At 58.9% G+C, this 24,955-nt stretch carries 24 protein-coding genes; 5 read left to right on the top strand and 19 right to left on the bottom strand.

Translation table 11 applies throughout. The features are described 5' to 3' along the window. Positions 1–154 precede the first annotated feature (154 nt). The 5 genes from KQ940_RS08450 to KQ940_RS08430 all read right to left on the bottom strand — a co-directional run bounded on the left by KQ940_RS08450 (position 155) and on the right by KQ940_RS08430 (position 2,254). Positions 155–568 carry a c-type cytochrome gene (locus KQ940_RS08450; protein ID WP_217413017.1) on the bottom strand — a complete coding sequence of 138 codons (414 nt, stop codon included), beginning with the start codon at positions 566–568 and terminating at the stop codon, positions 155–157. A gap of 95 nt (positions 569–663) precedes the next feature. After that, positions 664–1,128: a hypothetical protein gene (locus tag KQ940_RS08445; RefSeq protein ID WP_217413016.1), complete on the bottom strand. Its 465-nt coding sequence runs from the start codon at positions 1,126–1,128 to the stop codon at positions 664–666. 183 nt (positions 1,129–1,311) lie between these two features. Further along, positions 1,312–1,575, bottom strand: a complete 264-nt coding sequence (locus KQ940_RS08440) for a DUF5676 family membrane protein (RefSeq protein WP_217413015.1) — start codon at positions 1,573–1,575, stop codon at positions 1,312–1,314. Next, the gene (locus tag KQ940_RS08435; RefSeq protein WP_217413014.1) at positions 1,572–1,859 is read right to left on the bottom strand and encodes a YHS domain-containing protein; all 288 of its coding nucleotides are present in this window, start codon (positions 1,857–1,859) and stop codon (positions 1,572–1,574) included. Before KQ940_RS08435 ends, KQ940_RS08440 begins: the two co-directional genes overlap by 4 nt. Before the next feature lie 38 nt (positions 1,860–1,897). After that, positions 1,898–2,254 (bottom strand): heavy-metal-associated domain-containing protein, encoded by a 357-nt coding sequence (locus KQ940_RS08430; RefSeq protein WP_217413013.1) that lies wholly within the window; start codon positions 2,252–2,254, stop codon positions 1,898–1,900. Positions 2,255–2,474: 220 nt separating this feature from the next. Here KQ940_RS08430 and KQ940_RS08425 point away from each other — a divergent pair, with 220 nt between their 5' ends. The 3 genes from KQ940_RS08425 (at position 2,475) to KQ940_RS08415 (ending at position 5,293) form a co-directional block, all read left to right on the top strand. Beyond that, entirely contained in the window at positions 2,475–3,158 is a 684-nt protein-coding gene (locus tag KQ940_RS08425; RefSeq protein ID WP_217413012.1) for a heavy metal response regulator transcription factor, read from the top strand. Next, positions 3,155–4,531 (top strand): heavy metal sensor histidine kinase, encoded by a 1,377-nt coding sequence (locus tag KQ940_RS08420; RefSeq protein ID WP_217413011.1) that lies wholly within the window; start codon positions 3,155–3,157, stop codon positions 4,529–4,531. The genes KQ940_RS08425 and KQ940_RS08420 overlap by 4 nt, the downstream gene beginning before the upstream one ends. Before the next feature lie 81 nt (positions 4,532–4,612). Continuing rightward, positions 4,613–5,293 carry a heavy metal response regulator transcription factor gene (locus KQ940_RS08415; RefSeq protein ID WP_217413010.1) on the top strand — a complete coding sequence of 227 codons (681 nt, stop codon included), beginning with the start codon at positions 4,613–4,615 and terminating at the stop codon, positions 5,291–5,293. 152 nt (positions 5,294–5,445) lie between these two features. Here KQ940_RS08415 and KQ940_RS08410 read toward each other — a convergent pair whose 3' ends face one another. From KQ940_RS08410 to KQ940_RS08355, 12 genes are all read right to left on the bottom strand, one after another. Then, a complete protein-coding gene (locus KQ940_RS08410; RefSeq protein WP_217413009.1) occupies positions 5,446–5,802 on the bottom strand; it encodes a copper resistance CopC family protein in 357 nt (118 codons plus the stop codon). Further along, positions 5,799–8,975 (bottom strand): efflux RND transporter permease subunit, encoded by a 3,177-nt coding sequence (locus tag KQ940_RS08405; RefSeq protein ID WP_217413007.1) that lies wholly within the window; start codon positions 8,973–8,975, stop codon positions 5,799–5,801. The genes KQ940_RS08410 and KQ940_RS08405 overlap by 4 nt, the downstream gene beginning before the upstream one ends. Positions 8,976–8,984: 9 nt before the next feature. Continuing rightward, positions 8,985–10,499, bottom strand: coding sequence for an efflux RND transporter periplasmic adaptor subunit (locus KQ940_RS08400; protein ID WP_217413005.1), 1,515 nt, complete (start codon positions 10,497–10,499; stop codon positions 8,985–8,987). Continuing rightward, positions 10,500–11,822 (bottom strand): TolC family protein, encoded by a 1,323-nt coding sequence (locus tag KQ940_RS08395; protein ID WP_217413003.1) that lies wholly within the window; start codon positions 11,820–11,822, stop codon positions 10,500–10,502. A 119-nt stretch (positions 11,823–11,941) separates the two neighbouring features. Then, positions 11,942–12,352, bottom strand: coding sequence for a hypothetical protein (locus KQ940_RS08390; RefSeq protein ID WP_217413002.1), 411 nt, complete (start codon positions 12,350–12,352; stop codon positions 11,942–11,944). Positions 12,353–12,531: 179 nt separating this feature from the next. Continuing rightward, positions 12,532–12,777: an SHOCT domain-containing protein gene (locus KQ940_RS08385; RefSeq protein ID WP_217413001.1), complete on the bottom strand. Its 246-nt coding sequence runs from the start codon at positions 12,775–12,777 to the stop codon at positions 12,532–12,534. A gap of 163 nt (positions 12,778–12,940) precedes the next feature. Next, positions 12,941–14,329, bottom strand: coding sequence for a multicopper oxidase family protein (locus tag KQ940_RS08380; RefSeq protein WP_217413000.1), 1,389 nt, complete (start codon positions 14,327–14,329; stop codon positions 12,941–12,943). After that, complete coding sequence (locus KQ940_RS08375) at positions 14,326–15,132, bottom strand: DsbA family protein (RefSeq protein ID WP_217412999.1); 807 nt, start codon at positions 15,130–15,132, stop codon at positions 14,326–14,328. Before KQ940_RS08375 ends, KQ940_RS08380 begins: the two co-directional genes overlap by 4 nt. Before the next feature lie 415 nt (positions 15,133–15,547). Next, positions 15,548–16,441, bottom strand: coding sequence for a c-type cytochrome (locus tag KQ940_RS08370; RefSeq protein WP_217412998.1), 894 nt, complete (start codon positions 16,439–16,441; stop codon positions 15,548–15,550). A gap of 4 nt (positions 16,442–16,445) precedes the next feature. Then, on the bottom strand, positions 16,446–17,015 hold the full coding sequence (locus tag KQ940_RS08365; protein WP_217412997.1) for a c-type cytochrome: 570 nt from the start codon (positions 17,013–17,015) through the stop codon (positions 16,446–16,448). Positions 17,016–17,084: 69 nt separating this feature from the next. After that, complete coding sequence (locus tag KQ940_RS08360) at positions 17,085–17,444, bottom strand: hypothetical protein (protein WP_217412995.1); 360 nt, start codon at positions 17,442–17,444, stop codon at positions 17,085–17,087. 84 nt (positions 17,445–17,528) lie between these two features. Beyond that, on the bottom strand, positions 17,529–18,464 hold the full coding sequence (locus tag KQ940_RS08355; RefSeq protein WP_217412994.1) for a LysR family transcriptional regulator: 936 nt from the start codon (positions 18,462–18,464) through the stop codon (positions 17,529–17,531). Between the two features lie 107 nt (positions 18,465–18,571). Here KQ940_RS08355 and KQ940_RS08350 point away from each other — a divergent pair, with 107 nt between their 5' ends. Continuing rightward, positions 18,572–20,509, top strand: coding sequence for an FAD-dependent monooxygenase (locus KQ940_RS08350; protein ID WP_217412993.1), 1,938 nt, complete (start codon positions 18,572–18,574; stop codon positions 20,507–20,509). A 510-nt stretch (positions 20,510–21,019) separates the two neighbouring features. Next, positions 21,020–24,061 (top strand): EAL domain-containing protein, encoded by a 3,042-nt coding sequence (locus KQ940_RS08345; protein WP_217412992.1) that lies wholly within the window; start codon positions 21,020–21,022, stop codon positions 24,059–24,061. 5 nt (positions 24,062–24,066) lie between these two features. On the opposite strand, the gene KQ940_RS08340 is transcribed toward KQ940_RS08345, so the two are convergent. Then, positions 24,067–24,360 carry a hypothetical protein gene (locus KQ940_RS08340; RefSeq protein ID WP_217412990.1) on the bottom strand — a complete coding sequence of 98 codons (294 nt, stop codon included), beginning with the start codon at positions 24,358–24,360 and terminating at the stop codon, positions 24,067–24,069. Between the two features lie 53 nt (positions 24,361–24,413). Beyond that, positions 24,414–24,860, bottom strand: coding sequence for a LuxR C-terminal-related transcriptional regulator (locus KQ940_RS08335; RefSeq protein ID WP_246589905.1), 447 nt, complete (start codon positions 24,858–24,860; stop codon positions 24,414–24,416). Positions 24,861–24,955 lie beyond the last annotated feature (95 nt).

The raw sequence follows: 24,955 nt of genomic DNA, 5'->3' as shown, positions 1-24,955 counted from the left end.
TGTCCATGAGAGACCTCCTCAAGGTTCGATGCGGCCGCCAGTGTATCGGCTACCGCCGCGGAATATGGAGGCCAGCGGCGTACTCATGGCCGGGATGATCTGCCGCGGTCGCGGCGACTGATGATCCGGCGAACAACCACTCATATAAAGACCGTCAGCGGTGCTGCTGGTAAACGATGCCGTTGGCTTCCTGCATTTCGCGGATAAATTTCACGATAGCGGTGGACTCCATGAAGCCGACGCTCGCTTGTTTCGGCATATCGCCGTAGGGCCAGTGATGCTGGCGTACACCATTGCGCATTGCGTTGTAGATCGATTTATCGTTGTGATGCCCCGGGTTATAGATCTGGTGAACCAACGGCGGCCCTTTCATCGTGCCCGCACCGTTCTCGCCGTGACATTCGGCGCAGGTTTGATTGAACGCGCGCTGGCCGGTTTCGCCCATCTTGCTGAGAGCCGCCACGGTAACATCGACATGTCCCTCGCGATGGTCCGCCAGCGCGACATTCGCCGACAGCATCGCGAGCAGCAGCAGACTGGCGCGGAATTTTAATAGTCTAACCGGCATGGTATATTCCTCTTGTCATATCACCTTATTTACTGGGACAGACGCCCTTCCTACGCCCCCGCCCCGTTAAAACGAGCCCTGTCGTTACAGGCGCCCTACTTATCCTGGCGCTGCTCCAGCAGTTGCTGCATCAGATCAAGACGCTTATCCATTTGACGATACGCCTCCATCATGCCAACACAATCCATCTGGCTGCCCATCATGCTCATCATGCCCATGCCCATGCCCATGCCGCCACCTTGCGGCATGCCACCCATCATGCCCATACCACCGCCCTGCTGCTGCATTCCGCCCATCATGCCACGAAACTCGGTCATCGCCTTGCGGTGTTCCTCCATCAATTCACGTCGTTGCGCCGGGTCCCCGGTGGCTGCCAACCGATCGGCGAGTGTTTGCATCCGATCCAGCCGTTCCTGCATCGACGCCTGCAGCGTCGCGCCTGTCGTAGCGGCTACCGAACCACTTTGGGCATCCGCATCCGGATGATGCTCCTGCTGCGCCCAGCCAAAAGGACTGGCTATCGACAGCGCCAGCGTCAGAATTAGCGTTGGTGTTTTCATAGCGTTTACTCCAGATGGGTCGTCAGATTCCTGTTAGAAACCCGTTATGTCAGTGATTATCTGTCACGCAATAGAAATCGTTCCTGAACAGCAGTATGTGCGATGGAGTCCAACATAAAACTGACCATAGAATTACATTTTTGTAATACGAGGCTGCGGAGTTGGGCGATGAACTGTGGTTTTTCAGCCTCTGTCACGCGACGAAAAAACGTTATAAAGCGGCACCCAGATCAGGGCGAAATACCAGCCGTAACCGTAACTTTCCACCAGCCCAAGTAGAAAACTGCCCCAACTGATCCATTCAAAACCGGGCAGCAGCGCCCGCCAGCTTTGATACATCGCCTGCTCGGGAAACAGCAGGTCGAAGCCGACACAAAGGCTGAAAGAGATCGCCAGAAACAGGCTGCTGGCGTGGCCCACGGCAACTAGAGAAACTCGGGTGGTCATGATTGCTCTCCTGTGTTACGGAGATAGCGCCCGGGATCAGCATCAAACTTGTCCAGGCATGAGCGGGAACAGAAACGATATTCCTGCCCCTCATGGACCTTCCTGTAGCCCTGGTCTGGCGCTACCTCCATCCCGCAGACCGGGTCCTTATAACTTTCCCGCTGCTTATGGTCAGAGTGGCCATTACGGTGATGATGGCCGTGGATCATATGGGCACCGCAGCCGAAACGCATCATCAGGTAAAACAGCCCTGCAAACACCAGCAAGGATATGAAGCCGTCCATCGTTATGCCTCCCGCCCCAGGTTATCTCAATACCGGGGCTATTTCCGCGGTGGAATCTTGCTGCAACAAAATGGCTCATGCTTCGCGTTGTCCTGAATATTCTGGTCGCTGTAGCGATACCAGCCCTCCTTGAACCGGGTCCACCAACCGTGATCCAAGTCACTGCCGTGGCGGCGCACGATCTCCTCGATCTGCTCCAGTTGCAGCACGGAGGCGTCATAGGCGATATCCAGCCGCCGGCTGTCCGGATCGAGCGTAAGACTATCGACACCTCTGAGCGGCTCGACCTCCTGAGCAATGGCCGCTGCCTTTTCGGCATCCAGCGACTCAAGCAACAGGTGCCGTTTGATCAGATACGCCTCGTGAACGCCGGGTTTATGATGTGTAGCGGACATGTAACTATCCTTCGTCAAATATCGTTTAGTCGATTGCCGCCCTCGGCCATCTACATCGCTTCTACCAAGGAGCGAGCAGTAGCCGATACCGCTCACTTCCCTGTTTTCAGTATGGTCAATCGCAGCCGACACGAAACTTACCTGCCGATTACATTTTCGTAATCCAACACTCATGCAGCTGATTTGCTGGCACACTGTAGTCTGTCGGAGGTGTGTAGCGATGAAGATACTGCTGGTAGAAGATGAACTGAAAACCGGTGCCTACCTCAAGCAGGGGTTGACGGAGTCCGGCTATGTGGTGGATCTCGCCGATACGGGTACCGATGGCCTGCATCTGGCCAGCACCGGGGAGTACGACCTGATCATTCTCGACATCATGCTACCGGGCCTTAGCGGCTGGCAGATTCTGGATACCCTGCGCAAGAACAACGATACAACGGCCGTAATATTTCTGACCGCCCGTGACCAGGTTGATGACCGTGTTCGGGGACTGGAGATGGGGGCGAACGACTATCTGGTCAAACCCTTCGCCTTTTCCGAGTTGTTGGCGCGAATCCGCAACCAGTTGCGCCGTAACACCCCCTCCGTTGAGCCGACCACACTGGTGCTGGCCGATCTGGAGGTGGACATGATCAGGCGTCGGGTAGTCCGGAACGGGCAACGGATCAACCTGACCGCCAAGGAGTACACGTTACTGGAGTTCATGTTGCGCCGACGCGGCGAGGTACTGTCCCGCTCGCTGATCGCTTCGCAGGTGTGGGATATGAACTTCGACAGCGATACCTATATCATAGAGGTGGCGATACGCCGCCTGCGCAGCAAAATAGACGCCCCCTTCCCGACCAAACTGATTCACACACTGCGGGGTATGGGTTACGTAATGGATGAATCAGACCGACTATGATTTCGCTGACCACCCGATTGACCCTGTTGTTCATACTGGTATCTGTCGCCATTTTTACCGCACTGGGTCTTTTGATTCAGCATTCGATCGGACAGCATTTCGAAACCCAGGACTATTCCGAGCTGGACGACAAACTGCGCGTTACCGCCAACATTGTCAAAAATCTGCAAAGTCACAACGCGCTGCCGGCAGTGGAGTCCGTGATCAAGAACTCCGTTGTTGACCACGACAGCATTATCATCAAGATCGTCTCCTCTTCAGGAGACAGTCTGTTTTCCGCAAGCGCCATCGCTTTACCCTATGAAACCGATACCTTGCTGCGAGAGCCGGGCAGACCTCAACGGCTGGAGTGGCACAAGGGGGATGTGGAGTACCGGGGGGTCGCCATGGCATTACCCGAAGACCAGCGCAACGGACAGCAACTGATCATATCCGCGGCGATGGAAACGACGCGGCATACGATGTTCATGCACCAATTCGCGCGAAAGTTACTGGGTCTGATGCTGGTGGCGACAATGCTCAGTGCTCTGCTGGGTTGGTGGGTCTCCCGCCAGGGTTTGTCCCCGCTCAGGGCCATGGGGAGCAAAGCCAAGTCCGTTACCGCCAAACATCTGGATCAACGCCTGCCGGTTGATGCTGTCCCTGTCGAGCTGGCGGCACTGGCCATCGAGCTGAACTCCATGCTGGATCGCCTGGAGGAGTCGTTCAACCGTATCACCCACTTCTCGTCCGACATCGCGCACGAGCTGCGCACGCCGATCAGTAACCTGGTGACACAGACACAGGTATCTTTATCACAACAGCGCTCGGTGGAGGATTATCGGGACATTTTGGCCTCCAATCTGGAGGAGTTGGATCGGCTGTCGCGAATGATCTCCGACATGCTGTTTCTCGCCAAGGCGGAAAACAACATCGAACTGCCCTCGAGCGAGCGCTTCATGCTGGAGTTCGAAATCGTCAAGCTGTTCGACTTTTACGAAGCGTTGGCCGAGGAGCACAATCTGACCCTGTGCATGCAGGGCAGCGGCGAACTCAAAGGCGATCGCATTATGGTCGACCGGGCGATCAGCAACCTGCTGTCCAATGCCATACGCCACACCCCCGACGGTGGATCTATCGACGTTGACATTGAACCCAAGCCGGGTGAGTTACTGGTCCATATCAGGAACACCGGCGAAGCAATACCCGCCAAGGAGCTGCCCTACCTGTTCGATCGTTTCTATCGCTGCGATCAAGCGCGTTGCCATACCGCGCACGAAGGCACCGGTTTGGGACTGTCGATCACGCAAGCCATCGTCAAGGCGCACGGCGGTCATATCGACGTCCACTCAGATCTCGATAAAACCTGCTTCACCCTCGTTTTTCCTGCATAGCGCCGAGTTTACCCGTGTAGCGAAGCGGCATCCCTGTTACCCTCCCCTGTTTACAGAGTACTGAACAGAGGGCGTCGGACCGTGAAGCTGCTGATCGTTGAGGATGAGATCAAAACCGGTGACTATCTGCAAAAGGGCCTGACTGAAGCGGGTTTTAGCGCCGATCTGGTCCGCAGCGGGGTTGGAGGCCTGATGCAAGCATCATCCGAAGTCTATGACTTGATCGTGCTGGATGTGATGCTCCCCGAACTGGATGGCTGGCAGATACTGAAAGCGATCCGCGATCAGGGCAACCAGGTGCCGGTACTCTTTCTCACGGCTCGCGACGATGTTGAGGACCGGGTCAAGGGGCTTGAGCTGGGCGCAGACGACTATCTGGTGAAACCCTTCGCCTTCTCCGAACTCCTGGCACGAGTCCGCACGCTACTGCGCCGCGGGCGGGTCTCGCTGGAGCCGACGCAACTGCAGGTGGCGGATCTTGAGCTTGATCTGGTAAAACGGCGTGCCGTTCGCGCCGGCCAACGGATCGATCTGACCGCCAAGGAGTTTCTGCTGCTTGAGTTATTGATGCGGCGCCAAGGCGAGGTGCTGCCCCGCTCGCTGATCGCCTCCCAGGTCTGGGACATGAATTTCGACAGCGACACCAATGTGATCGAAGTTGCCGTACGTCGTCTGCGCAGCAAGGTCGATGATCCATTCACTCCGGCGCTGATTCACACCGTACGCGGTATGGGCTACGTTCTGGAGCAGCGGGGCTCTTGATATCCCGCTGACCGGAAGGATTTCACCTGCGCGGCAATCATGAGAAAGATCGGCACACTGTAATCGGTTAAGAGCTAAATACAGCAACGTTACACGCGCAATAAAAAACGGTCGGCATTTTGAGCCGACCGTTTTGCACGACATTACAACTATCAGTGCTGCATAAACTGGAAGGAGCCGGTCATGCGGTGCCCATCTTCGCCCATCGCCGTCCAGTGCACGGTGTAGTTATCGGGCTTGAGCATCGGTACCGGAACGCTGAAGGTTTTCGCATGCTCCTCCATCGGTTTAAAGCCGATGCTCAGCGGCTTGTTGCTTGAGTCGATCACCTTGACGTTAACCAGGCGAACATCCATACCGAAGGTCATCTCCAGGTTTTGCGTCGGCTCCATCACCATGGCGCCATCCATCGGATGTGAACTCATCATGCCCATCATGTCGGACTGCGCAAATGCCGGTGCGGAGAGTGCGATCAGGCCTGCGGCGATTATCGATTTCAGCTGTTTCATTGTGTCATTTCCTCAGGTTGGGTTGTGTCAGAAAGCAGATTGTCCAGCGTCATCCGTTTCAGCGAACGACGGCGCCAGAGGTAGTAGACGGCGGGCAGCACCAGCAACGTCAGCACCACGGCGCTGACCATGCCGCCCACCATCGGCGCGGCGATGCGGCTCATTACCTCGGAGCCGGTGCCGCTGCCGTACAGGATCGGCAGCAGGCCGATGATGATCGCGGCGGCGGTCATCATTACCGGGCGCACGCGAAGACCGGCGCCGTGCAGCACGGCGTGGCGCAGGGTCTCCTCGCGCGGCAGCACCTGATGGCTGGCGCATCGGCCCAGCATCTCCCGCCAGGACTGGTTCAGGTACACCAGCATGATCACGCCGATCTCCACCGCCACCCCGGCCAGGGCGATGAAGCCGACGCCGACGGCGATGGAGAAGTTGAAGCCCTGCCAGTACATCAGCCAGACACTGCCCACCATCGCCAGCGGCAGCGTGCCCATGATGATCGCCACCTCGGTCAGGTTGCGGAAGTTGATGAACAGCAGCACGACGATGATCGCCAGCGTCAGCGGGATCACGTAGGTCAGCTTCTCCTTGGCGCGCTGCATATACTCATACTGGCCCGACCAGGCGATGGAGTAGCCGGCCGGTAACTCGATCTGATCGGCGACGATCTCCTGCGCGTTGGCCACATAGGAGCCCAGATCCACGCCGTCGATATCGATAAAGGTCCAGCCGTTCAGACGTGCATTCTCGCTCTTGATCCCCGGCGGCCCCTCCTCGACATAGATATCCGCCACGTCGCCGAGGGCGATACGCTGCCCGGACGGTGTGACGATCGGCAGTAGCGCCAGCTGCTCCGGCGAGTCACGGTACTCCTGCGGGTAGCGCAGGTTGATCGGGTAGCGCTCCAACCCCTCAATGGTCTGCGACACGTTCATACCGCCGATGGCACTGGCCACGATCTGCTGCACGTCGGCGATGTTGAGGCCATAGCGGGCGGCGCTTGCACGCTGGATATCCACCTTGATATAACGCCCGCCCGCCACGCGCTCGGAGTAGACCGAGGCGGTGCCGGGCACCTCCTTGAGGATCGTTTCAAGCTGCTGGCCAATTTTCTGGATCTCGGCCAGCTCGGGACCGGCGATCTTGATCCCTACCGGGGTCTTGATACCGGTGGCCAGCATGTCGATGCGGGTCTTGATCGGCATCACCCAGGCGTTGGTCACGCCAGGCAGCTTGACCAGGGCATCCAGCTCCTGTTTCAGGCTCTCGGTGGTAACCCCCTCGCGCCACTCCTCACGCGGCTTGAGCTGGATGAAGGTCTCGATCATCGTCAACGGCGCCGGATCGGTGGCGGAGTCGGCACGGCCGACCTTGCCGAACACGGTGTCCACCTCCGGCAGGGTGCGGATCAGCTTGTCGGTCTGCTGCAGCACCTGCCGCGCCTGCCCCACGGAGACGCCGGGATAGGTGGTCGGCATGTACATCAGGTCGCCCTCGTCCAGCGTCGGGATGAACTCACTGCCGATCTTGTCCAGCGGCCAGAACCCGGCGGCCAGCACCAGCAACGCACCGAACAGCGTGGCTTTCGGGAACCTCAGCACGCCTTTCAGCGTCGGCATGTAGAGTGCGATCAGTAGCCGGTTGATCGGGTTCTTGTGCTCCGGCAACACCTTGCCGCGGATGAAATAGCCCATCAGCACCGGCACCAGCGTGATCGCCAGCGCTGCCGCCGCAGCCATGGCATAGGTCTTGGTGAACGCCAGCGGTGCGAACATCCGCCCCTCCTGGGACTCCAGCGTAAACACCGGCACGAAGCTGATGGTGATGATCAGCAGGCTGAAGAACAGCGCCGGGCCCACCTCGCAGGCGGAGGCGGTCACCACCTGCCAGCGGTTCTGCGCTGTCAGCGGGGTGCGCTCCATATGCTTGTGCATGTTCTCGATCATGACGATGGCGCCGTCGATCATCGCCCCAATGGCGATGGCGATACCGCCCAGCGACATGATGTTGGCGTTGATCCCCTGCAGATGCATGACGCCGAACGCGGCCAGAATCCCCACCGGCAGGCTGATGATCGCCACCAGCGACGAACGGATATGGAACAGGAACAGCATGCAGACCAGGGCGACGACGATGAACTCCTCCAGCAGCTTGTGCCAGAGGTTCTCCACCGCGCGGCCGATCAGCCCGGAGCGGTCATACACGGTGACCACCTCGACCCCTTCGGGTAGACCCGCCTTCAGCGTTTCGAGCTTGGCCTTGACGCCGTCGATGGTCTTCTGCGCATTCTCGCCGAAACGCATCACCACCACGCCGCCGACCACTTCGCCCTCGCCGTTGAGTTCAGCGATGCCGCGGCGCATCTGCGGACCGGTACCGATCTCGGCGACGTCCTTGAGCAGCAGCGGAGTACCGTTGCTGTTGACCCCCAGCGGGATGTTCTCCAGATCGCTTACGCCCTTGATGTAGCCGCTGGCGCGCACCATGTACTCGGCCTCGGCCATCTCGACCACCGAGGCACCCACCTCCTGGTTGCCACGACGGATGGCGTTCTGCACGTGCGACAGCGGCATCTCCAGTGCGCGCAGCTTGTCCGGATTGACCCGTACCTGGTACTGCTTGACCATACCCCCGATCGCCGCCACCTCGGACACGCCGGGCACGGTCTGCAGCTCATATTTCAGAAACCAGTCCTGCAGCGAGCGCAGCTCACTGATGTCGTGCCTGCCGCTCTTGTCCTGCAGCGCATAGAGGTAGACCCAGCCGACGCCGGTGGCATCCGGACCCAGCTGCGGACGGGCGTTCTCCGGCAGCGACGGTGCCACCTGCGACAGGTACTCCAGTACCCGGCTGCGCGCCCAGTAGATATCGGTGCTCTCGTCGAAGATCACGTAGACGTAGGAGTCGCCGAAGAAGGAGTAGCCGCGCACGGTGACGGCGCCCGGTACCGACAGCATCGCCGTGGTCAGCGGATAGGTGACCTGATCCTCCACCACCTGCGGCGCCTGGCCCGGGTAGCTGGTCTTGATGATCACCTGCACATCGGACAGGTCGGGAATGGCGTCAACCGGGGTGTTCTTCAGCGAGAACAGCCCCCAGCCGAGCAGTATCAGCGTCGCCAGCAGGACGAAGAAGCGGTTGCCCACCGACCAACGAATTATCGATTCGATCATGGCGCCTCCTTACTGCTGACCGGTGACATAGACGTCATTGATCTGGAAACCGCCGCTGTCGAGACGGACGATCTCGATCTGCGCCTGTACGCCCGGTGCCAGCTGGGTCAGATCGACCCACTCGGCAAGCGCAAAATCCATCCGCATATCCGGCCAGCCCCACTCCGGTACCGGCGCATGATTCACGTTGATCTTCAGTTGGTCGGCCATCACCGCGTTGACGGTGGCCTCGACCCAGACACTGGTCGGTTTCTCCGCCTTCGGCTTGGCAGTCTCCTGCGCCGTTGCGACATGCATCCGCTTGAAATCGGAGGTTTTGCTCGATTCGGAGTCGAGCAGGAACTGCGCAGAGGTCACCACCGCCTCACCTTCGGCCAGCCCCTGCAGAATCTCGACCCGCTCGCTGTCGGCCCGGCCGGTGGTTACCGCCACCGACTTGAACCGTCCCTCACCCAGTGCCAGCACCACTCGGTCGCTCTGACCGCCGCGGATCACCGCCTCGCGCGGCACACTCAATAGCGGCTCATCACTGGCCTTGTTGATGGTGATCGCTGCAAACATGTTGGGCTTCAGCGCATGATCCTGATTGGCAAAGCGCAGACGTACGCGCAGAGTGCGGGTTTTCGGATCCAGCGTCGGGTAGACGTAATCGACCTGCCCCTTCCACTCCCGCCCGGGCAGGTAATCCAATGTCATGGTGACCGGCAGCCCCTGCTCGACCAGGCTGGCCTGGCGCTCGAACACCTCTGCTTCGACCCAGACCTCGTCGAGATCACCGATCGACATCAGCGTCATGCCGGGTTTGACGTAGAAACCCTCGCGCACGGCGAAATCGTCCACCACACCGTCGGATGGCGCATAGAAGGTCACCGTCTGCAGCGCTCGACGCTCACGCTTGATCCGCTCGATGGTGCCGGCGGCCACATTGAGCGAGCGCAGACGCGATTCGGCGGCGGCAGTCAGGCGCGCATCGCCCCGCCCCAGGCCGAACAGCAGCTCCTCCTGGGCGTTGACCAGCTGCGGCGAATACAGCTCGTACAGCGGCGCACCGCGGCTGACCTTCTCGCCTGCGGTCTTGACATGCAGGCGTTCGATCCAACCTTCGACACGGGGATGGATATGTACGATCCTGTCCTGGTTGTACTGGATGTAACCGACGGTGCCGACCTCGAAGTTCAGTGGCATACGCCGGGTGTTTTCGGTGCGTACGCCGAGGTTGTTCACCACCTCGGGAGAGATGGTGATGGTGCCCGCCCCCTCATCAGGCCCTTTGGCATTGCTCTCCTCGTAGACCGGTATCAGGTCCATCCCCATCGGCGACTTGCCCGGCTTGTCGCGCCGGTAGTTCGGGTCCATCGGCGCCACCCAGTACAGCGGTTGGGGTTCGGCATTTGCGGCCTGATCTCCGCTCATACCGGTGCCGGTGCCGGTGCCGGTGCCGGTGCCGGTCAGATAGACGCCTGCGCCGCCCAGCGCGATCCCTGCCAGCAGCAGTGTGGCGGGTTTGAGTATTCCGTTTGCCATTTACTTCTCCTCGCGGTCCGTACGGGTGAGCAGATAGTTGATCTGCGCCGCCTGCTTCTGCCGATCCGCCTCAAGTTCGATTACGGCCAGCCGTGCATTCAGTTCGGCGATGCGCGCGCGCACCACCTCGGCAAAATCGCCGTTGTCGCTGGTATAGGCGTTGAGTGCCGCCTCGGCGGCCTCGTGGCTCTGCGGTAAAAGTTGATCGCTGTACAGCGCCAGACGCTCGCCGATGCGTCTGTGCGCGGCACGGGCATTGTCGTAACCGGCCAGCAGCTCTCTGAGCTTCAACAGCCGTTCGGTTTTGACCGCCTCGACGCGGGAGTTGGCTGCCGAAAGCCCGCTGTCCTGCTTGCGGGACGAAAACAGTGGCATATCGACGCTGACGGCCAGCGTCATAAGATCGGCGCGGTCCGAACCCATCGCATCCTCACCGCGATAGCCGTAGCTCGCGTTCAGGCCCCACTCCGGCTTGTACTTCTGCTTGGCCAGATCCACGTCGGTACGGGCCAGATCTATCTGACGTTCAATCAACCGAACGCTGGGGTGGTCGATGAAGGAATTCGCCGTCAGTTGACCATCGCTCTCCTCCCCTTGTGCGAGTGCAATACGGGGGAGCGCGGCAGAGAGCTGCAGATTGGGCGCTGCGGTAACGGTCTCCGCTTCTGTCGCCATCAGCCACTCGGAGAGGCGTGCCACGGAGGTATCGCGCTGCTGGGCAAGGCGATTCAGGCGATCATCGAGCTGGGTCAGCTCCAACTGCGCGCGGACCAGATCCTGCTGTCGGGTGCGCCCGAGCGCCGATACATAGCTGGAGGTGGCCACATCCACCAATTGCTCGAACAGGTCGCGATTGGCATTGATCAACGCCAGGCTTTGTTCGGCACGCCAGGCCTCGAGCCAGAGCTGGCTGACCTGCATCCGCACCCGTGCCCGCCGCTCTTCGCGCAGCAGCGGCTGCATCTCGGCCTGCTGTTCAAAACGTGAGGCGTTCAGCGCCAGCGTGTCGCCGCGCGGTATCATCTGGGATACCCCCACCACCAGTTGCGTCATCGGCTCCTGGTTGAAATCGAAGGTATCGGTGGGCAAATTGGCCAACGCCATATTGAACTTCGGATCCGGCAGGCGCCCCGCCGCGTCGCTCTGCGCCCTCTGTGCCGTTTCGTTGTATTGGCTGGCAACGAGCCAGGCATCGGCGTCCAGTGCCCGCGCCACGGCGGCGTCCAGGGTCAATTCCTGGGCCTGAACCAGCGGGACCAAAACCAGGCACCCGGTGGCCAACAGGCGCGCTACCTGTCTCTTTTGGGTTGGTAGAGATAGCATATCTACTCCGTAACAAGGCGGCACAGGCCGACCGACGGTCGACGCTGCCGCGCTTGCGAAAACATGTTTGTCGAAAATCAGTTGGATCCCGGTGGTTACCGGTTAGGGATGGCGTTGGATCAGAAGATCTTTGGAGGTTGCCCCAGCGGAGGATGGGGCATCAGTAGCGGTTGCGGTGTGAGTCGTGGCCACTCCCACTCGCGATCATTGGAAATATCTGGATGAGATACCGTGACCGGAGCATCTCCGCCGCCACAGTGTTCAAGGAAACAGTTACTTGTCTTGTCACAGCCCGCCGCTCCCTGATCGTGGGGGCTACCCTTGTCATCAAAAGTAGCGCAGTCACTGGCGCCGCCCCTGTCGATCAGGAGCGGTTCGGCATGAACGTGGGTCACAACCGCTTGCACGACGAAGTCCGCACCCTCGCCCGGGTTGGTCGAGAAAGCCCTGAAGCCGGTGCCCGCAACCAACAGAGTCAGCACGGCAATAACCAGCAGGCAGGCAACGGACTTGGGATAGTAACCAGACATCGAGTGATCTAAACGTCCATTCAAAGGTGAGGCTAATCTAATGCCTTTGCCCTATCTGCGCCAGCGGCTTTGGCTCACCTTACAGAAATGTAATGCTGGGTTCAGTTTCCCGACACCCTGTTCAAATCTGCGCTGAGCCGTAGCGCCGGGAGCATGGAAGATTGGCAGCAACGCGGGACTCAATCGGCCCGCTGCAGCTCCCGCTTCATCTCCTGGTAAGTGTCGCGATCGATCTCGCCCCGGGCGTAGCGTTCGTTCAGAATTTCCAGCGCGTCCTTGCGCCCCGTTGGCGGTTCTTTCGAACCGGACAGCCACTTGATCAACGCCGCAATCAGCAGAATGATCAGCGCCCAGACCAGAATCATGTGGATGCCGCCGAACAGCATCCAGCCCCAGTGTTCCGTACCCCACTCTCCCCACATCATGGCAATCTCCAATTTGTTGGCAGGAACCGTTTCCGGTGACCTTTTCTAACTACGAGCAGACCGGTCAAAAAGAGGCCTAAGTCTTCCATCTGTGAACCGTCGACCAGGGTGGCCTGCTAAGGGGCACGCTGTCAGTTGTGTTGTATCGGTCATATCGATTACCTCACGCCAAAACCCGGATCCAGCTGACCATGCCTGCCGCCTGATGCTCGATCATATGGCAATGTAGTAGCCAGCTTCCCGGCTTGTCCGCACGGAAGCGGATATGGGTCCGCTCACCCGCCGCCATCACCAGGGTGTCATGCCAGAGCTCCTTGTCGTATCGCGCCAGATCAGCCTGAAAATGGTGCCCGTGCAGGTGCATGCTGTGCGGCCAGCGGGTGTTGTTGATCATCTCGATCTCGATCAACTCGCCGCTTCGCGCCTCCAGCAGCGGCTGCTCCGGCATATTAGCGATACCGTTAAACGCCCATATCTGCTTCTCTTTTACCAGTTCGCGGACACCGAACGTCTGCCCCCGGTATACCGCTTGTCGTAACGACCCCATGGCGCCACCGGTCATATCCAGCTGCACGCGGTGAACCGGTTCTGCATCACCGAGCAGCGGCAACGGATTAGCGGGAAGCGCGGATGGTGTGCCGCTGAATCGACGATCGGCTCCGCCGTCCACGCGCAGATACGCGAGATCGACCGGCGCTTGATCGCTCTCCAGCTGAACCGGCAGAACACCCGTCGCCTGTTCCGGGATATCGAGCACCAGGTCGTAACGTTCGGCCGGGGCCAGTATCAGCGTCTCGTTCAGCTCTCGCGGCGATACCAGCGGCTGACCATCCTTGGCCCAGATCCATGCCGGAACCTCGGGTAGCTTGACCAGCATGATGCGGGCGTTGGCGGTGTTGAGCAGACGCAGCCTGATCCTCTCCCCCGCCCTGACCCTGAGCTGGGGCTTGATCTGCCGATTCACGGTGAGCAGGTTGCCCACGCGCCCCCCGTGCGCCCAGTCATGCATATCACCGAGGCTCCGGGTATCGAGCTGCCGTGACTCGTTGAGACGCCAGTCGTCGAGGGTCAGCGTCAGCTCCCGGTCCACATCGACCGGCTTGCTCTCCTCTACGATCAGCGGCATATACAAGCCACGCGCCAGTTGCTCATAAGTCTGATGGTGGGAGTGAGCCCAGAAGGTGCCGGCATCCTGAGGCGTAAAGCGGTAGATAAAACGCCCTCCGGAGGGGATCGGATCCTGCGTCAGCCCGCTGACACCATCCATGGCGTTATCGATCCTCAGACCGTGCCAGTGCACGCTGGACGGGTTCGGCAGACGGTTTTCAACCTCGATATCCACCGTTTCTCCCTGGCGCAGGCGCAACTCATCACCATCGAATCCCCATAGCCCTACCGGCTCACCCAGCGGGGCGAACCAGTGGCGCTGTTCAGGTCTCAGTACCAGTTTCAAGCGTCGGGTGTCTGGGGTGATCGATGCGCTGGCCAGCGCCGGTGCCGCCACAAGACCTGCCGCCGTCAACCAGATGAAATCGCGACGGCTCAACCTCATTTGAGCGCATCCTTCATCTTCTGCAGCATCCCTTCGAGACGGATCAGGGGTTGAGCACCGCCTATGGGAACCGCTTCACCGCTGGCGTTATGAAGCAAGAAGTTGCCCGGTGTACCGGTCACGCCAGATGCCATGCCGTTCTGTGTTTGCGCAAGCACCTTGTCCTTGAAACGCTCTTCGTTCATACAGGCATCGAACGCCTGTCGGTCCAGCCCTATCTCTTCCGCCAAGGGCCCGAGGTTGGCGATGGGGAAACCCTTGCCGTTGGAGCGTGTACGTTCAAAGATCAGGTCCGAGTAGCGCCAGAAGGCGTCATTGCCGCCCAGGGCGCCGGCACATTCGGCGGCTTCCGCCTCTTTCTGTGCACCGGGGTTGTGAAAGTTGAGCGGGAAGTGACGGTAGACCCAGTTTACGTCCGGATGCTTCTCGACAAACTCTTTCGCCGTGAAGTGGAACCGCTTGCAGTAGGGGCATTCATAGTCGGAGTATTCGATCAGGGTAAAAGGTGCATCCGGCTTACCGCGAATGTAGTCGCTTTGCGGATCGACAGCTGCGAGGTTTTCCACCCTCGTCTCCCGTTCCTTCCTCTCCTGCTCGGCCCGTGCCTGATTCTGCTTTTCAATGAACCGGATGATCGCCTGCTCTACACGTTCATCGAACGCTTCACTGTTGACGTACTCATCGAGCTTCTGGTCGATCAGTTGTTCTATGGCGGCGTTGTCCGCCTCTTGTGCCTGACTGGGGGGGCTCCATAGCGACACCATCAGGGCGCCGATCAGAGCAGGTATCAATGGCTTGTTCATACTGTTCTCCACGCAATGTCGTCCACCGACTCCGGTCGGCAGTGTTTCCTTTCAAGTGTAGAAAATAAGGAACTCAGGCGCGTGGGGGGCGAGTTGGCAGCGAGGTAAAACCGGGACGGAGAGCGGGTACATCGAAACCACTGGGGTTAACGATATGCACCCGCCAACCCGACTGTTGCTGGGGTGTTGCAGCCAATGACTGAACACCGCATGTGCGAGTGCATTCAGTCGTCAGCTGCGCACAGCAGTGGTGATTACCGGTCGTGGCAACATCCGCACGCGTACCCAGCCCGCCATCAGGCGCAACAGGGGTTACCGCTGATAGGGATATCAGCAGGAGCAACATAGTGAGGATGGAGAGTACCGTTTTCATCGTCTGCAGTGTGGCCCAACCGTCAGTTTTTGAACAGCCCCCTTAACGTTCGGTGAGTAGATAGGTGGCGATCGCTTGACGATCGTCATCGCTGAGGAAGGACGTTCCCTGCTGGATCACTTCGCCCATGGACGCGCCCATCACGTCGCCATCCGGCGTGATGCCGGATCGCAAGGCATAAGCCAGATCCTGCACCGTCCACCCCCGCTGCTTGAGTGCCGATGGTGCTATCGCCGGCGAAGCGCCACCACCCGGAAGCCCGTCAGCGCCGGTCCACTGCGCCTCCTCATCCAGCGCGCCCAGCAGGTTACGCGGCGTGTGACAGGCTGCGCAATGGCCGGCCGCCTCTACCAGGAAGGCACCCCGGTTGTACATGTCGCTCTTATCCTCCAGCGGCTGGAAGCGCTGAGGCTCGAAATAGAGCCCCTTCCAGAGATGAAGCCCCGTGCGGATATTGAACGGGAAGCTCAACTCCTGCTCCCTTGAGGGCTGTTCAACCGCGGGCACGGTAAGGAATGCTGCCCAGAGATCGGCGATATCCTGATCGCTGAACCGGGTATAGAAGCCATAAGGAAACGCCGGATAATAGGGTTCTCCCTCCGGCGACTCGCCCTGCCGAACGGCGCGGGCAAACTCCTCTATCGACCAGGAGCCGATGCCGTGGGTCGTATCGGTGGTCAGATTGGGCGCATAAAAGGTGCCGAAAGCGGTCTCCAGCGGGGCACCGCCGGCGAGCGGCCTGCCTCCCGATTCGCTATCGGTGTGGCAGGCGATACAGCCGGAGGCGCGCGCAAGATACGCCCCCCGCCCCACATCGCCCTGCAACGAGGCCAGGGGCGATGGCGAGGCCGGTTTCGTATCCGTCATCGAGATACCGCCCCAGCCGATCGCCACCACGCCCCCCAACGCGGCGAGCCGTAGCATCAATCGTCGCATGGCATCACTCCTCGACGCGGTAACGGGTATGACAGGATGAGCAGGTGTCGGTCAGCATCTGAAACACCGCATCGGCCGGCATCTCGGCAAGATGCTCTTCCGACGGGCCCTGATCGCCCATCATGCTGCTCATCGTGCCGCTGCCCATCATGGAGCTGTTACCCATCATCGAGCCCTGAGCGTTACCGGACGCCATACCGTTATCGGCGGCTTTCTCCAGCGCGCGGCTGTAGCGTTTCAATTGTTCCGCCAGCGACTGGAAACGATCCCACTCCTGCCAGATCTCCGGTTTCGCCTCGCTCGGACCGTGCACGCTGCCTTCCGGAAACAGCTTCGTCATCGCTTCACCCGACTTGGTTTCGATGACCTGTGCCGCCTTTTTGACGACCTCAGCATCATAAGCAGACTTGCCGCTGAAAATGGCGGACATCGACTTCATCGATCTCTTCATCTCTTTCATCGATTCCATGCGCTCTTTGACAATACCGGATGCGCCACCATGGGCCATGACGACACCTGAAGCCAGAGAAGCAGACAGCGTAAGAACAGCACCCATTACCAGAGTTGATTTCATGTAAATCCCCTTAAAAACAATAAATAACTCAGCGGAAAAACCCGCAGATGTTCCGTGTATCGAAGCGGTTCAGGCTATGGGGGGTGGTGTATCGATCGCCAGATGCGGGGCGTCATGGTTGGGAGGAGTATGGAAAAGCGGTACCGATGGGATCTTGCCACTGTCCGTTAGCGGCAATGCAAACACCAGCCCACTGATACCGGCATGGCTGATGTCGGCATGAAGATGGTTTTCGAAGCCCTTGTGATCGTCAAGCTGGGCACCGGTAACGGATGGATCGTGAGCGTGTGTGCCGTGCTCGGCGTGAAATTGCCAGTGCTTCCATGTCGCGTCGTCGGCCGAGAGCGCACCACCCATGGTCGACAGCGATTGAACGCTGAAGAGCAGCACCAGAAAAAAGGCCTGCAATGTGCGGGTTAGCCGAGTCATAGCCATCCGGAAAACATGGAGTTGCCCCGATTGTAGGGACGCCTTCGCTGCAATTCAATAACCGGACGCTCCTACATGGGTCTATCAATGGCTCGACGATAGATCCAGTCCAAAAGTATCGGACTCTCGGTCAAGCCGGCTTACGATCTCTCTGACCAGTTCCCTGACGCCAAAGTTCTCGGGGCGTTCCCCGTTTTCGCTACGCGACCAAAGCGCTATATCCCGGCGCGGTCCCGGTTTTCCCTCTACGTCGATTAACTGCTCTCGCGCCAGCTCACCGGTCATCAGCGTCAGGCGCGCCGGCAAACGCACCAGCATATCCGTGGTATCCAGCAGATGAAGTACGGAACGAATACTGCCGGTAAACGCCATCCGCGCCGCCTGCGGCCCTGCCAGCTCCCCCTGCCCATCCAGAAACCCCGCGCTGGCGCCGGCGATCATCCAGTTCTGTTGCGCGAGGATATCCAGTGATACCGGCTGCTTTGAACCAAAGAGAGTAGATCTCTTTCCAACAAACACCCCCGACCGATCACGAAACAGCAGTTCACGCTCAAGTGAACTCTGGGAAACGCTCAGGTGGGCCGGTGCCAACAGGAAATCCAGCTTCCCCTCCTGCAGCAACTGGATCTGCAGCGCGGCAGACCCCGTACGCAGATGGAAGACATGCCGTTTCTCGCGCAACAGATGCGCCGTCATCTCGCGGAAGGTCGCAAACTCCCAGAGCGGGTCGATACCGATCGTAAACTCACTCTGATAACCGCTGTGCCACTGCCGGATCACCTCCTCACCATGCTCCGACTCAGCCAGGATGCGCTCGCCAATCTGCGCCAGCCGTGCGCCGATCTCGGTAGGTACAACGCCATAGCGTGTCCGCGTCAAAACCGGCGCGCCCACCTTGGTTTCGATCTGCTGAATCGACCGCGTCAGCGTGGGTTGAGTGATAAACAGCTGCTCGCAGGCGCGGCTTAACGATCCCTGTTTGACGACGATAGCCAACTGCTTCAACAGATTAGGATTCATATATGCAAATTCTTTTAGTCTCGATACAAAAACCAATTATTACCTATATGAAAATTTTGGCTAGAGTGATCGACACAATAACTCAACAGAAGAAGAGGCATCCCAACATGCAGTTTCACCTCAACGGATTTCATCCTGGCGACCCCCGTTTCAGCGATCCGCAGGATGCTGTTGTTCCGCCGCCGGTAAAGCGCCCTCTTCCCCAAGAGGTGGATGTATTGATCGTCGGCTGCGGCCCGGCCGGTCTTAACCTCGCCGCACAGCTTGCGCAGTTCGGCACCATATCCGTTGCCATCGTGGACCAGAAGGATGACCGTCTGCTGGTCGGTCAGGCCGACGGTATCGCCTGCCGCACCGTGGAGATGTTCCAGGCATACGGCTTTGCCGACCAGATCATCCAGGAAGCCTACCAGGTCAATGAAGCCGCGTTCTGGAAGCCGGACGCCGACAAGCCGAACCTGATTACCCGCAGCAGCAAGGTGCAGGATGTGGCCGACGACCTGTCCGAGATGCCCCACTTGATCATCAACCAGGCGCGCGTACATGACGAATTCCTGAAAGTGATGCGGCAGTCGCCGATCAAGCTGGAGCCGCATTACCAGCGCAAGTTGCTGGGCCTGGAGGTGGATCCAGACGGCTCAACTGAGTACCCAGTGACGGTCAAGCTTGAGCGGATGGTGAACTTCTCCCAGTACACTCAGGAGATCGAGACCGTAAAGGCCAAATATGTGGTTGGCTGCGACGGAGCTCGTTCAAGCGTGCGCACCTCTATCGGCAAGGAGTTGGTCGGCGATGCGCTGAACCAGGCTTGGGGCGTGATGGATGTGCTGCTCAACACCGATTTTCCGGATATCCGCCTGAAATCGCTGATCCACTCCAACAACGAAGGCAACATGCTGATCATCCCGCGTGAGGGTGGCTACATGGTGCGCATCTACATCGAGCTGGACAAGTTGAAAGAGGGTGAGCGTGTCGCCCGTGACCAGATGACCTCTGAGGTTCTGGTCGCCGCGGCCAATCGTATCCTGCAGCCTTACACCATCGATGTGAAGGAGGTGGCCTGGTGGAGTGTGTACGAGATCGGCCAGCGCATCACCACGGCGTTCGACGACTCCACCCCCGACCGTGCCGCCCGCGTATTCCTCGCCGGTGACGCCTGCCACACCCACAGCCCGAAAGCGGGCCAGGGCCTGAACACCTCGGTGATGGATACCTGGAACCTGGGCTGGAAACTGGCACACGTGCTGACCGGCCTTGCCAGCGAGGAGATTCTGCAGACCTACTCGGCGGAGCGCCGCGAATACGGGCAGGCGCTGATCGACTTCGATCGTGAGTTCTCCCGCATGTTCAGCTCCAAACCGAAGTCGGCTGAAAATCCGGACGGGGTCGATCCCGCCGAGTTCCAGCGCTACTTCCAGCTGTTCGGTGAGTACACCGCAGGCGTGTCGATCCAATATCGCCCGTCGATCATGGTCGGCAAGGGTGATAACCAGCATCTGGCGACAGGCCTGACCCTCGGCAAGCGCTTCCACTCGGCTCCGGTGGTTCGCCTGGCCGATGCCAAGCCGATGCAGCTGGGCCATTGTCACACCGCGAACGGCGCGTACCGAGTGTACGCGTTTGCCGGCAAGACAACCCCGTTCTCAGACGACTGCGATGTTAAAGCCCTGTGCGATTACCTGGCTGAAAGTGCCAACTCACCGCTGAAGCTGTACACCCCAGAGGGTGCCGACGCGGACTCCGTAATCGATCTGCGCGCGGTGTTTCAGCAACACCACCATCAGGTGAACACCGCAGATGTGCCCGAAGTGCTGGCACCCCGCAAGGGAAAATACGGCCTGCGCGACCAGGAGAAGGTGTTCTGCGCCGATAACCGTCCGGCATCCTCGGGCGGCGGCAAGAACATCTATGACATGCGCGGTATCAACAGGGAGAAGGGCTGTATTGTCATTGTCCGTCCCGACCAGTATGTCGCCGACGTTCTGCCGCTGGATGACTATGCCGGGCTCTCAGCCTTCTTCAAGCAGGTGTTGGTATCGGCGTAACTCCCATCGTTCCCCCCGCCCGGCACTCAGGCTAACCTTTTCTGAGCGTCGGGCGGCGGTTTCTCCCGCACCAACTTTGCCCCCCCCGAACTCCCGCCCTTCTCGTAACCTAGCCTCCTGATCTTCGTCGTAATAAGCACTCGGACGACGAATCGCCTCGATGCCAGCCATTGCGAAACGGTTGATATTCCCGTATCTGCACTATGCTTACGAGGCAATAGCCTCGTTATAGGGATGAACCACTGATTAAAGGGAGTTGGCGGCTATGACTTCTACACCGATTGTTCGTCGTGTCTGTTGTTTTCCGGTCAGGGCTACCGCTATCTCGGCAGTGAATATCCCCACCACTTATGCAACTCCAGACTATATTCGCCCGTATATGTGCTTGGAACGGCTGCCACGGACAGTTGCCGGGGAGATCAAGTTGTTGCCGGCGGAGACTCCTGCAAAGCAAATTGAACCGTTCCTAGGGCGCGCATCTCGCCTCAGCGGCACTGAGGAAATGATGCCATGAGATTCAACATGCGTTTCTCCACTTCAATACTGTCACTCGTGTTGCTGCTTCTGGCCGCTGCTGCGATCACTTTGATTGCACCCGCTTACCTGGGCTCCGAACGCGCGCTGAAGCGTGAGATCAGACTGGGTTATGAACGCGACCAGCGCGTACTAAACAGCCTGCTGCAGTCCCAATTCATCTACATCGAGCAGATAGTGGGTGAGGTAAGCAGGATACCCAGCCTTCGTAACGCACTGCAGCAAAGCGATTTCAAACAGGTCTCGCACACTATTGACCAGTTCCTGGCAAGCAATGGTGGGCAACAGCTCGACGCCGTGGTGGCTGTGGATCGTGCCGGGCAAGCCTATGTCGGCTCAAGTGCCAGCCTGCTTAACCTGTCACTTCCGCTCGAACAGCTCAGCGAGCGCTATGTCGCGCCGGGCGTATGGAGCAGCCTGGAAACGAGGATCGGTGACGCCGAATACGCACTTCTGCGCCTGAGCCTGCCTGTTACCAGCGAGACCGATGGCGAAGTGGTGGGGGTTTTGCATTGTTTCGTCATGCTCAACAACAGCTTTTGGATTATCAATCGCTTACAGCAGCTGTTCGGATCTGAGGCGATCTTTCTGCTAGACGGCACAACCATCCTCGACAGGCTGGTTTACGACCCGGATCTACAGATGGACGATAAAAACCATACGTCGTTGGACCAAGGTTTGAATATGAGAGGCAACACCATAGTCAGAGAACACGGCTTCCAGCTCGACCAGAGCAAGAGTTACATCGTACGCTCCGTGTTACCCAATAACGCCTACCGTGACCTTCAGTCGGCCTATATCTCCCACCTCTCCTACGCCCTGATGCTGGTCGCAGCAATGGGCATTTTGACCATGCTGGCGATCCGCAAGCTGACCCGAGACTCTCTGTCACACCTGGCACAGTATGCCGAGCAGGTTCCCGAAACCGGGATTCCCCGCCCCTTTTCCGGTGCCCAGTTTAGAGAGTTTGCACGCGTGGGCAGCGCAGTAGAACGGATGCTTATGCGGATCCGGGAGCGCGACAAGCTGCTCTCGAGCATAGTGGACAACGCCCCCGACGTGATCTTTATAAAAGACCTGGATCGACGCTACCGGTTGGCCAGCAAACAGTTTGCGGATGCATTGGGCATTCCGGTGGCCAAGGTGCTTGGCGCGCGAGATGAGGAGGTGCTAAGCGGCGAGGTATTGAGACGTGCGCAGGAAACCGACCAGCGGGTGATCGATTGCGCTCAGCCGATGCAGTTCGAATCGGTCTATGGCGCTGGCGCCGAACCCAAAACCTTCCTGGTCAGCAAGTTCCCGATATTCGATGACTATGGCGCAATCACGTCGATCGGCTGTATCGCGGCCGACATAACCGCCATGAAGAAGGTACAAGAGGCGTTGGACCTCGCACACCAGGTCGTTGCAGCCACCAAGGAAGCGATCATTGTCCTTGATGAGCAACAAGAGATATTGACGGCAAACCGCGCTTTTCACGTCATGTGCGGCGCGGACGAACAAGGCAGTCGATCGGTATTGGCCAGGTTCATGTTCTCCCATCCGCAAGTCGGTGACCAGCTGCGCGGTGAAGACGCCTGGCAGGGAGAGTGCACGCTGACCCGAGCCGATGGCGTGCCGCTACCCGTTCTGGTGTCGATCAGTCACCTGCCCTATGCCGAGGGCAGAAAGCGCTCGGCTATGCTGTTCAGCGACATCAGCAACATAAAACAGGCTGAGCGCAAACTGGAACAGCTTGCGCTCTACGACTCACTCACCGGACTGCCCAATCGCAGCCAGTTCTACCACCGTCTGGACAAGCAGTTGGCACACTCCCCACGCCATACTGCCGTCCTTTTTATCGACCTCGATAACTTCAAGGTGATCAACGACACCCACGGTCATTCCCGGGGTGACCAGCTGTTGCGCCAGGTGGCCGACCGGCTGCGCACATGTGTCCAGGCCAAGGATACGGTGGCACGACTGGGTGGCGACGAGTTTACGGTTATCCTTGCCGACGTCAGCGATCGCATTCAGGCCGAAACGATCGCCAAACGAATCTTGCATGTGCTGCACGAACCCTACGATCTGGACAGCACCCACTGTTTCAGCTCGGCAAGTATCGGTATCGCGCTGGGAATAGAGAGCGGACAAGACCCGGAGATATTGCTTAACAACGCCGATCTCGCCATGTACGAAGCCAAAATGAACGGGCGAAACGCGGTCTACTTCTTCGACCCCGACATCAATGCGCGCCACCAACGACGCCATCTGCTGGAAGAGGGATTGCGGGAGGCACTGGCTCGTGCTCAACTCTTCCTCCAGTACCAGCCACGCTTCGATATCTCTGCCAAACAGGTACTGGCAGCGGAAGCGCTGGTCCGCTGGCACCATCCGGAGCATGGCGTGGTGCCACCTGGGGAGTTCATTCCCATCGCCGAGGAGAGCGGTTTGATCGTCGATATCGGCCGATTCGTGTTGCATGAGGCGTGTCGTGAGGCGGCAGCACTGTATCGGGACGGCCATGAGCTTCTGATATCGGTCAACCTGTCACCGCGCCAGCTGCGGGACCGCGACCTGCTCGCGGATATCCGTAACGCCCTGAGCAGTTATGACCTCCCTGCCCGGCTGCTGGAGCTGGAGATCACCGAAACCTATGTGATGGAGAATATCGATCAATTCATCCCCATTCTGACGCAAATTCGTGACTTGGGCGTGGGTCTCGCGGTAGACGACTTCGGCACCGGCTACTCGTCATTGATCTATCTGAAAAAGCTCCCGGTCAATACCGTCAAAATCGATCACTCGTTTATCCATGACATACCGGGAAATGTGGACGATGAAAATCTGGTCAGAGCGATCATCAGCATGTCCCACAACCTGCGCTTGAGAGTCGTGGCTGAAGGGGTGGAGAGTGCCGAGCAGTTACAGTTCCTGCGCGAACTCCACTGCGATGAGATCCAGGGGTTCCTGCTGGGCCGCCCCGGTAGCATCGATCAGTTGCGCAGACTTTCGCCCCCTTCGCTAGTTGCTCGCTAGCGGGGTCAGGCGTGATGGGGTGGCGTGGAGGCTTGCTGATAGTCGAGCACAAATCCTGCAAACACCTCGATCACCTCATCGGTCAAGTCGGATTGAACGTACAGGCTGTAATGCCCGTTACTGCCATCGGACTTGCCGATCACCTCATAGTACCGGTTTGACCTCAACTGAGGACTGCCCTCATCCGACAGCAGATTGGCCTCGACCTGGACCAGGTCGCCAAGTTGAATCAAGTGCCACAGGGCCAGCGAGTCGTTGAGCTGTTGATCCTGCGGGGGTGGCTCCGGAGTTTTTGGCATTGTCCCTCCCGATACAACTTATACCCTGTAGTTAGACGTTAGCACGTCCAGGATCAGGTCTGCAGGATTCCAGCACGCATTGCGATATGAATGATCTCCGAGTTGGAGCTGATGCCCAACTTGCGCATCAGGTTGGCGCGGTGAGCGTGAATCGTTTTCGGACTCAAATGCATCACCTCTGCCACATGGTTGACCGAATGCCCCTCGGCGATCATCGAGAAGATCTCCAACTCCCGGCTTGTCAGTTGAGACAGCTGATTTTCTTCGGATTGATCCTCTTTTGTATCAACAAGATGCGCGATAGATTTAGAGTAATAACTCTTGCCGCGTGCAATCTGCTCGACCGCCTGTTTAAGCTCGGAAGAGGCGTTGCGCTTGGTGACATAGCCGAGCACGCCCGCTTGAACGGCACGCTGAGGATAGGGGTTGGTGTCCAGGCCGGACACCACAAGGATGCGCGCGCCGTTGTCATAACTTCGAATGCGGCGAATCGCCTCCAGCCCGCCCGCTGTAGACTGGAAAGCTCCCCCATAAAAGTAGACGCCCGATAAAATCGATCTTATGCCGCCATTCTTTCATAGTCTTCAGGTACTTT

The organism is Marinobacterium ramblicola (assembly GCF_019084545.1).
Taxonomy (GTDB): Bacteria; Pseudomonadota; Gammaproteobacteria; order Pseudomonadales; family Balneatricaceae; genus Marinobacterium_D; species Marinobacterium_D ramblicola.
Note: the sequence above shows the minus strand (reverse complement) of the source record. Positions and strands in the feature narration are given on the sequence as shown.

What these genes read in the sequence shown, in the direction of transcription:
- KQ940_RS08450 (WP_217413017.1), bottom strand. Translation starts at nt 568, where the DNA reads ATGCCGGTTAGACTATTAAAATTCCGCGCCAGTCTGCTGCTGCTCGCG.
- KQ940_RS08445 (WP_217413016.1), bottom strand. Translation starts at nt 1,128, where the DNA reads ATGAAAACACCAACGCTAATTCTGACGCTGGCGCTGTCGATAGCCAGT.
- KQ940_RS08440 (WP_217413015.1), bottom strand. Translation starts at nt 1,575, where the DNA reads ATGACCACCCGAGTTTCTCTAGTTGCCGTGGGCCACGCCAGCAGCCTG.
- KQ940_RS08435 (WP_217413014.1), bottom strand. Translation starts at nt 1,859, where the DNA reads ATGGACGGCTTCATATCCTTGCTGGTGTTTGCAGGGCTGTTTTACCTG.
- KQ940_RS08430 (WP_217413013.1), bottom strand. Translation starts at nt 2,254, where the DNA reads ATGTCCGCTACACATCATAAACCCGGCGTTCACGAGGCGTATCTGATC.
- KQ940_RS08425 (WP_217413012.1), top strand. Translation starts at nt 2,475, where the DNA reads ATGAAGATACTGCTGGTAGAAGATGAACTGAAAACCGGTGCCTACCTC.
- KQ940_RS08420 (WP_217413011.1), top strand. Translation starts at nt 3,155, where the DNA reads ATGATTTCGCTGACCACCCGATTGACCCTGTTGTTCATACTGGTATCT.
- KQ940_RS08410 (WP_217413009.1), bottom strand. Translation starts at nt 5,802, where the DNA reads ATGAAACAGCTGAAATCGATAATCGCCGCAGGCCTGATCGCACTCTCC.
- KQ940_RS08405 (WP_217413007.1), bottom strand. Translation starts at nt 8,975, where the DNA reads ATGATCGAATCGATAATTCGTTGGTCGGTGGGCAACCGCTTCTTCGTC.
- KQ940_RS08400 (WP_217413005.1), bottom strand. Translation starts at nt 10,499, where the DNA reads ATGGCAAACGGAATACTCAAACCCGCCACACTGCTGCTGGCAGGGATC.
- KQ940_RS08395 (WP_217413003.1), bottom strand. Translation starts at nt 11,822, where the DNA reads ATGCTATCTCTACCAACCCAAAAGAGACAGGTAGCGCGCCTGTTGGCC.
- KQ940_RS08390 (WP_217413002.1), bottom strand. Translation starts at nt 12,352, where the DNA reads ATGTCTGGTTACTATCCCAAGTCCGTTGCCTGCCTGCTGGTTATTGCC.
- KQ940_RS08385 (WP_217413001.1), bottom strand. Translation starts at nt 12,777, where the DNA reads ATGATGTGGGGAGAGTGGGGTACGGAACACTGGGGCTGGATGCTGTTC.
- KQ940_RS08380 (WP_217413000.1), bottom strand. Translation starts at nt 14,329, where the DNA reads ATGAGGTTGAGCCGTCGCGATTTCATCTGGTTGACGGCGGCAGGTCTT.
- KQ940_RS08375 (WP_217412999.1), bottom strand. Translation starts at nt 15,132, where the DNA reads ATGAACAAGCCATTGATACCTGCTCTGATCGGCGCCCTGATGGTGTCG.
- KQ940_RS08370 (WP_217412998.1), bottom strand. Translation starts at nt 16,441, where the DNA reads ATGCGACGATTGATGCTACGGCTCGCCGCGTTGGGGGGCGTGGTGGCG.
- KQ940_RS08365 (WP_217412997.1), bottom strand. Translation starts at nt 17,015, where the DNA reads ATGAAATCAACTCTGGTAATGGGTGCTGTTCTTACGCTGTCTGCTTCT.
- KQ940_RS08360 (WP_217412995.1), bottom strand. Translation starts at nt 17,444, where the DNA reads ATGACTCGGCTAACCCGCACATTGCAGGCCTTTTTTCTGGTGCTGCTC.
- KQ940_RS08355 (WP_217412994.1), bottom strand. Translation starts at nt 18,464, where the DNA reads ATGAATCCTAATCTGTTGAAGCAGTTGGCTATCGTCGTCAAACAGGGA.
- KQ940_RS08350 (WP_217412993.1), top strand. Translation starts at nt 18,572, where the DNA reads ATGCAGTTTCACCTCAACGGATTTCATCCTGGCGACCCCCGTTTCAGC.
- KQ940_RS08345 (WP_217412992.1), top strand. Translation starts at nt 21,020, where the DNA reads ATGAGATTCAACATGCGTTTCTCCACTTCAATACTGTCACTCGTGTTG.
- KQ940_RS08340 (WP_217412990.1), bottom strand. Translation starts at nt 24,360, where the DNA reads ATGCCAAAAACTCCGGAGCCACCCCCGCAGGATCAACAGCTCAACGAC.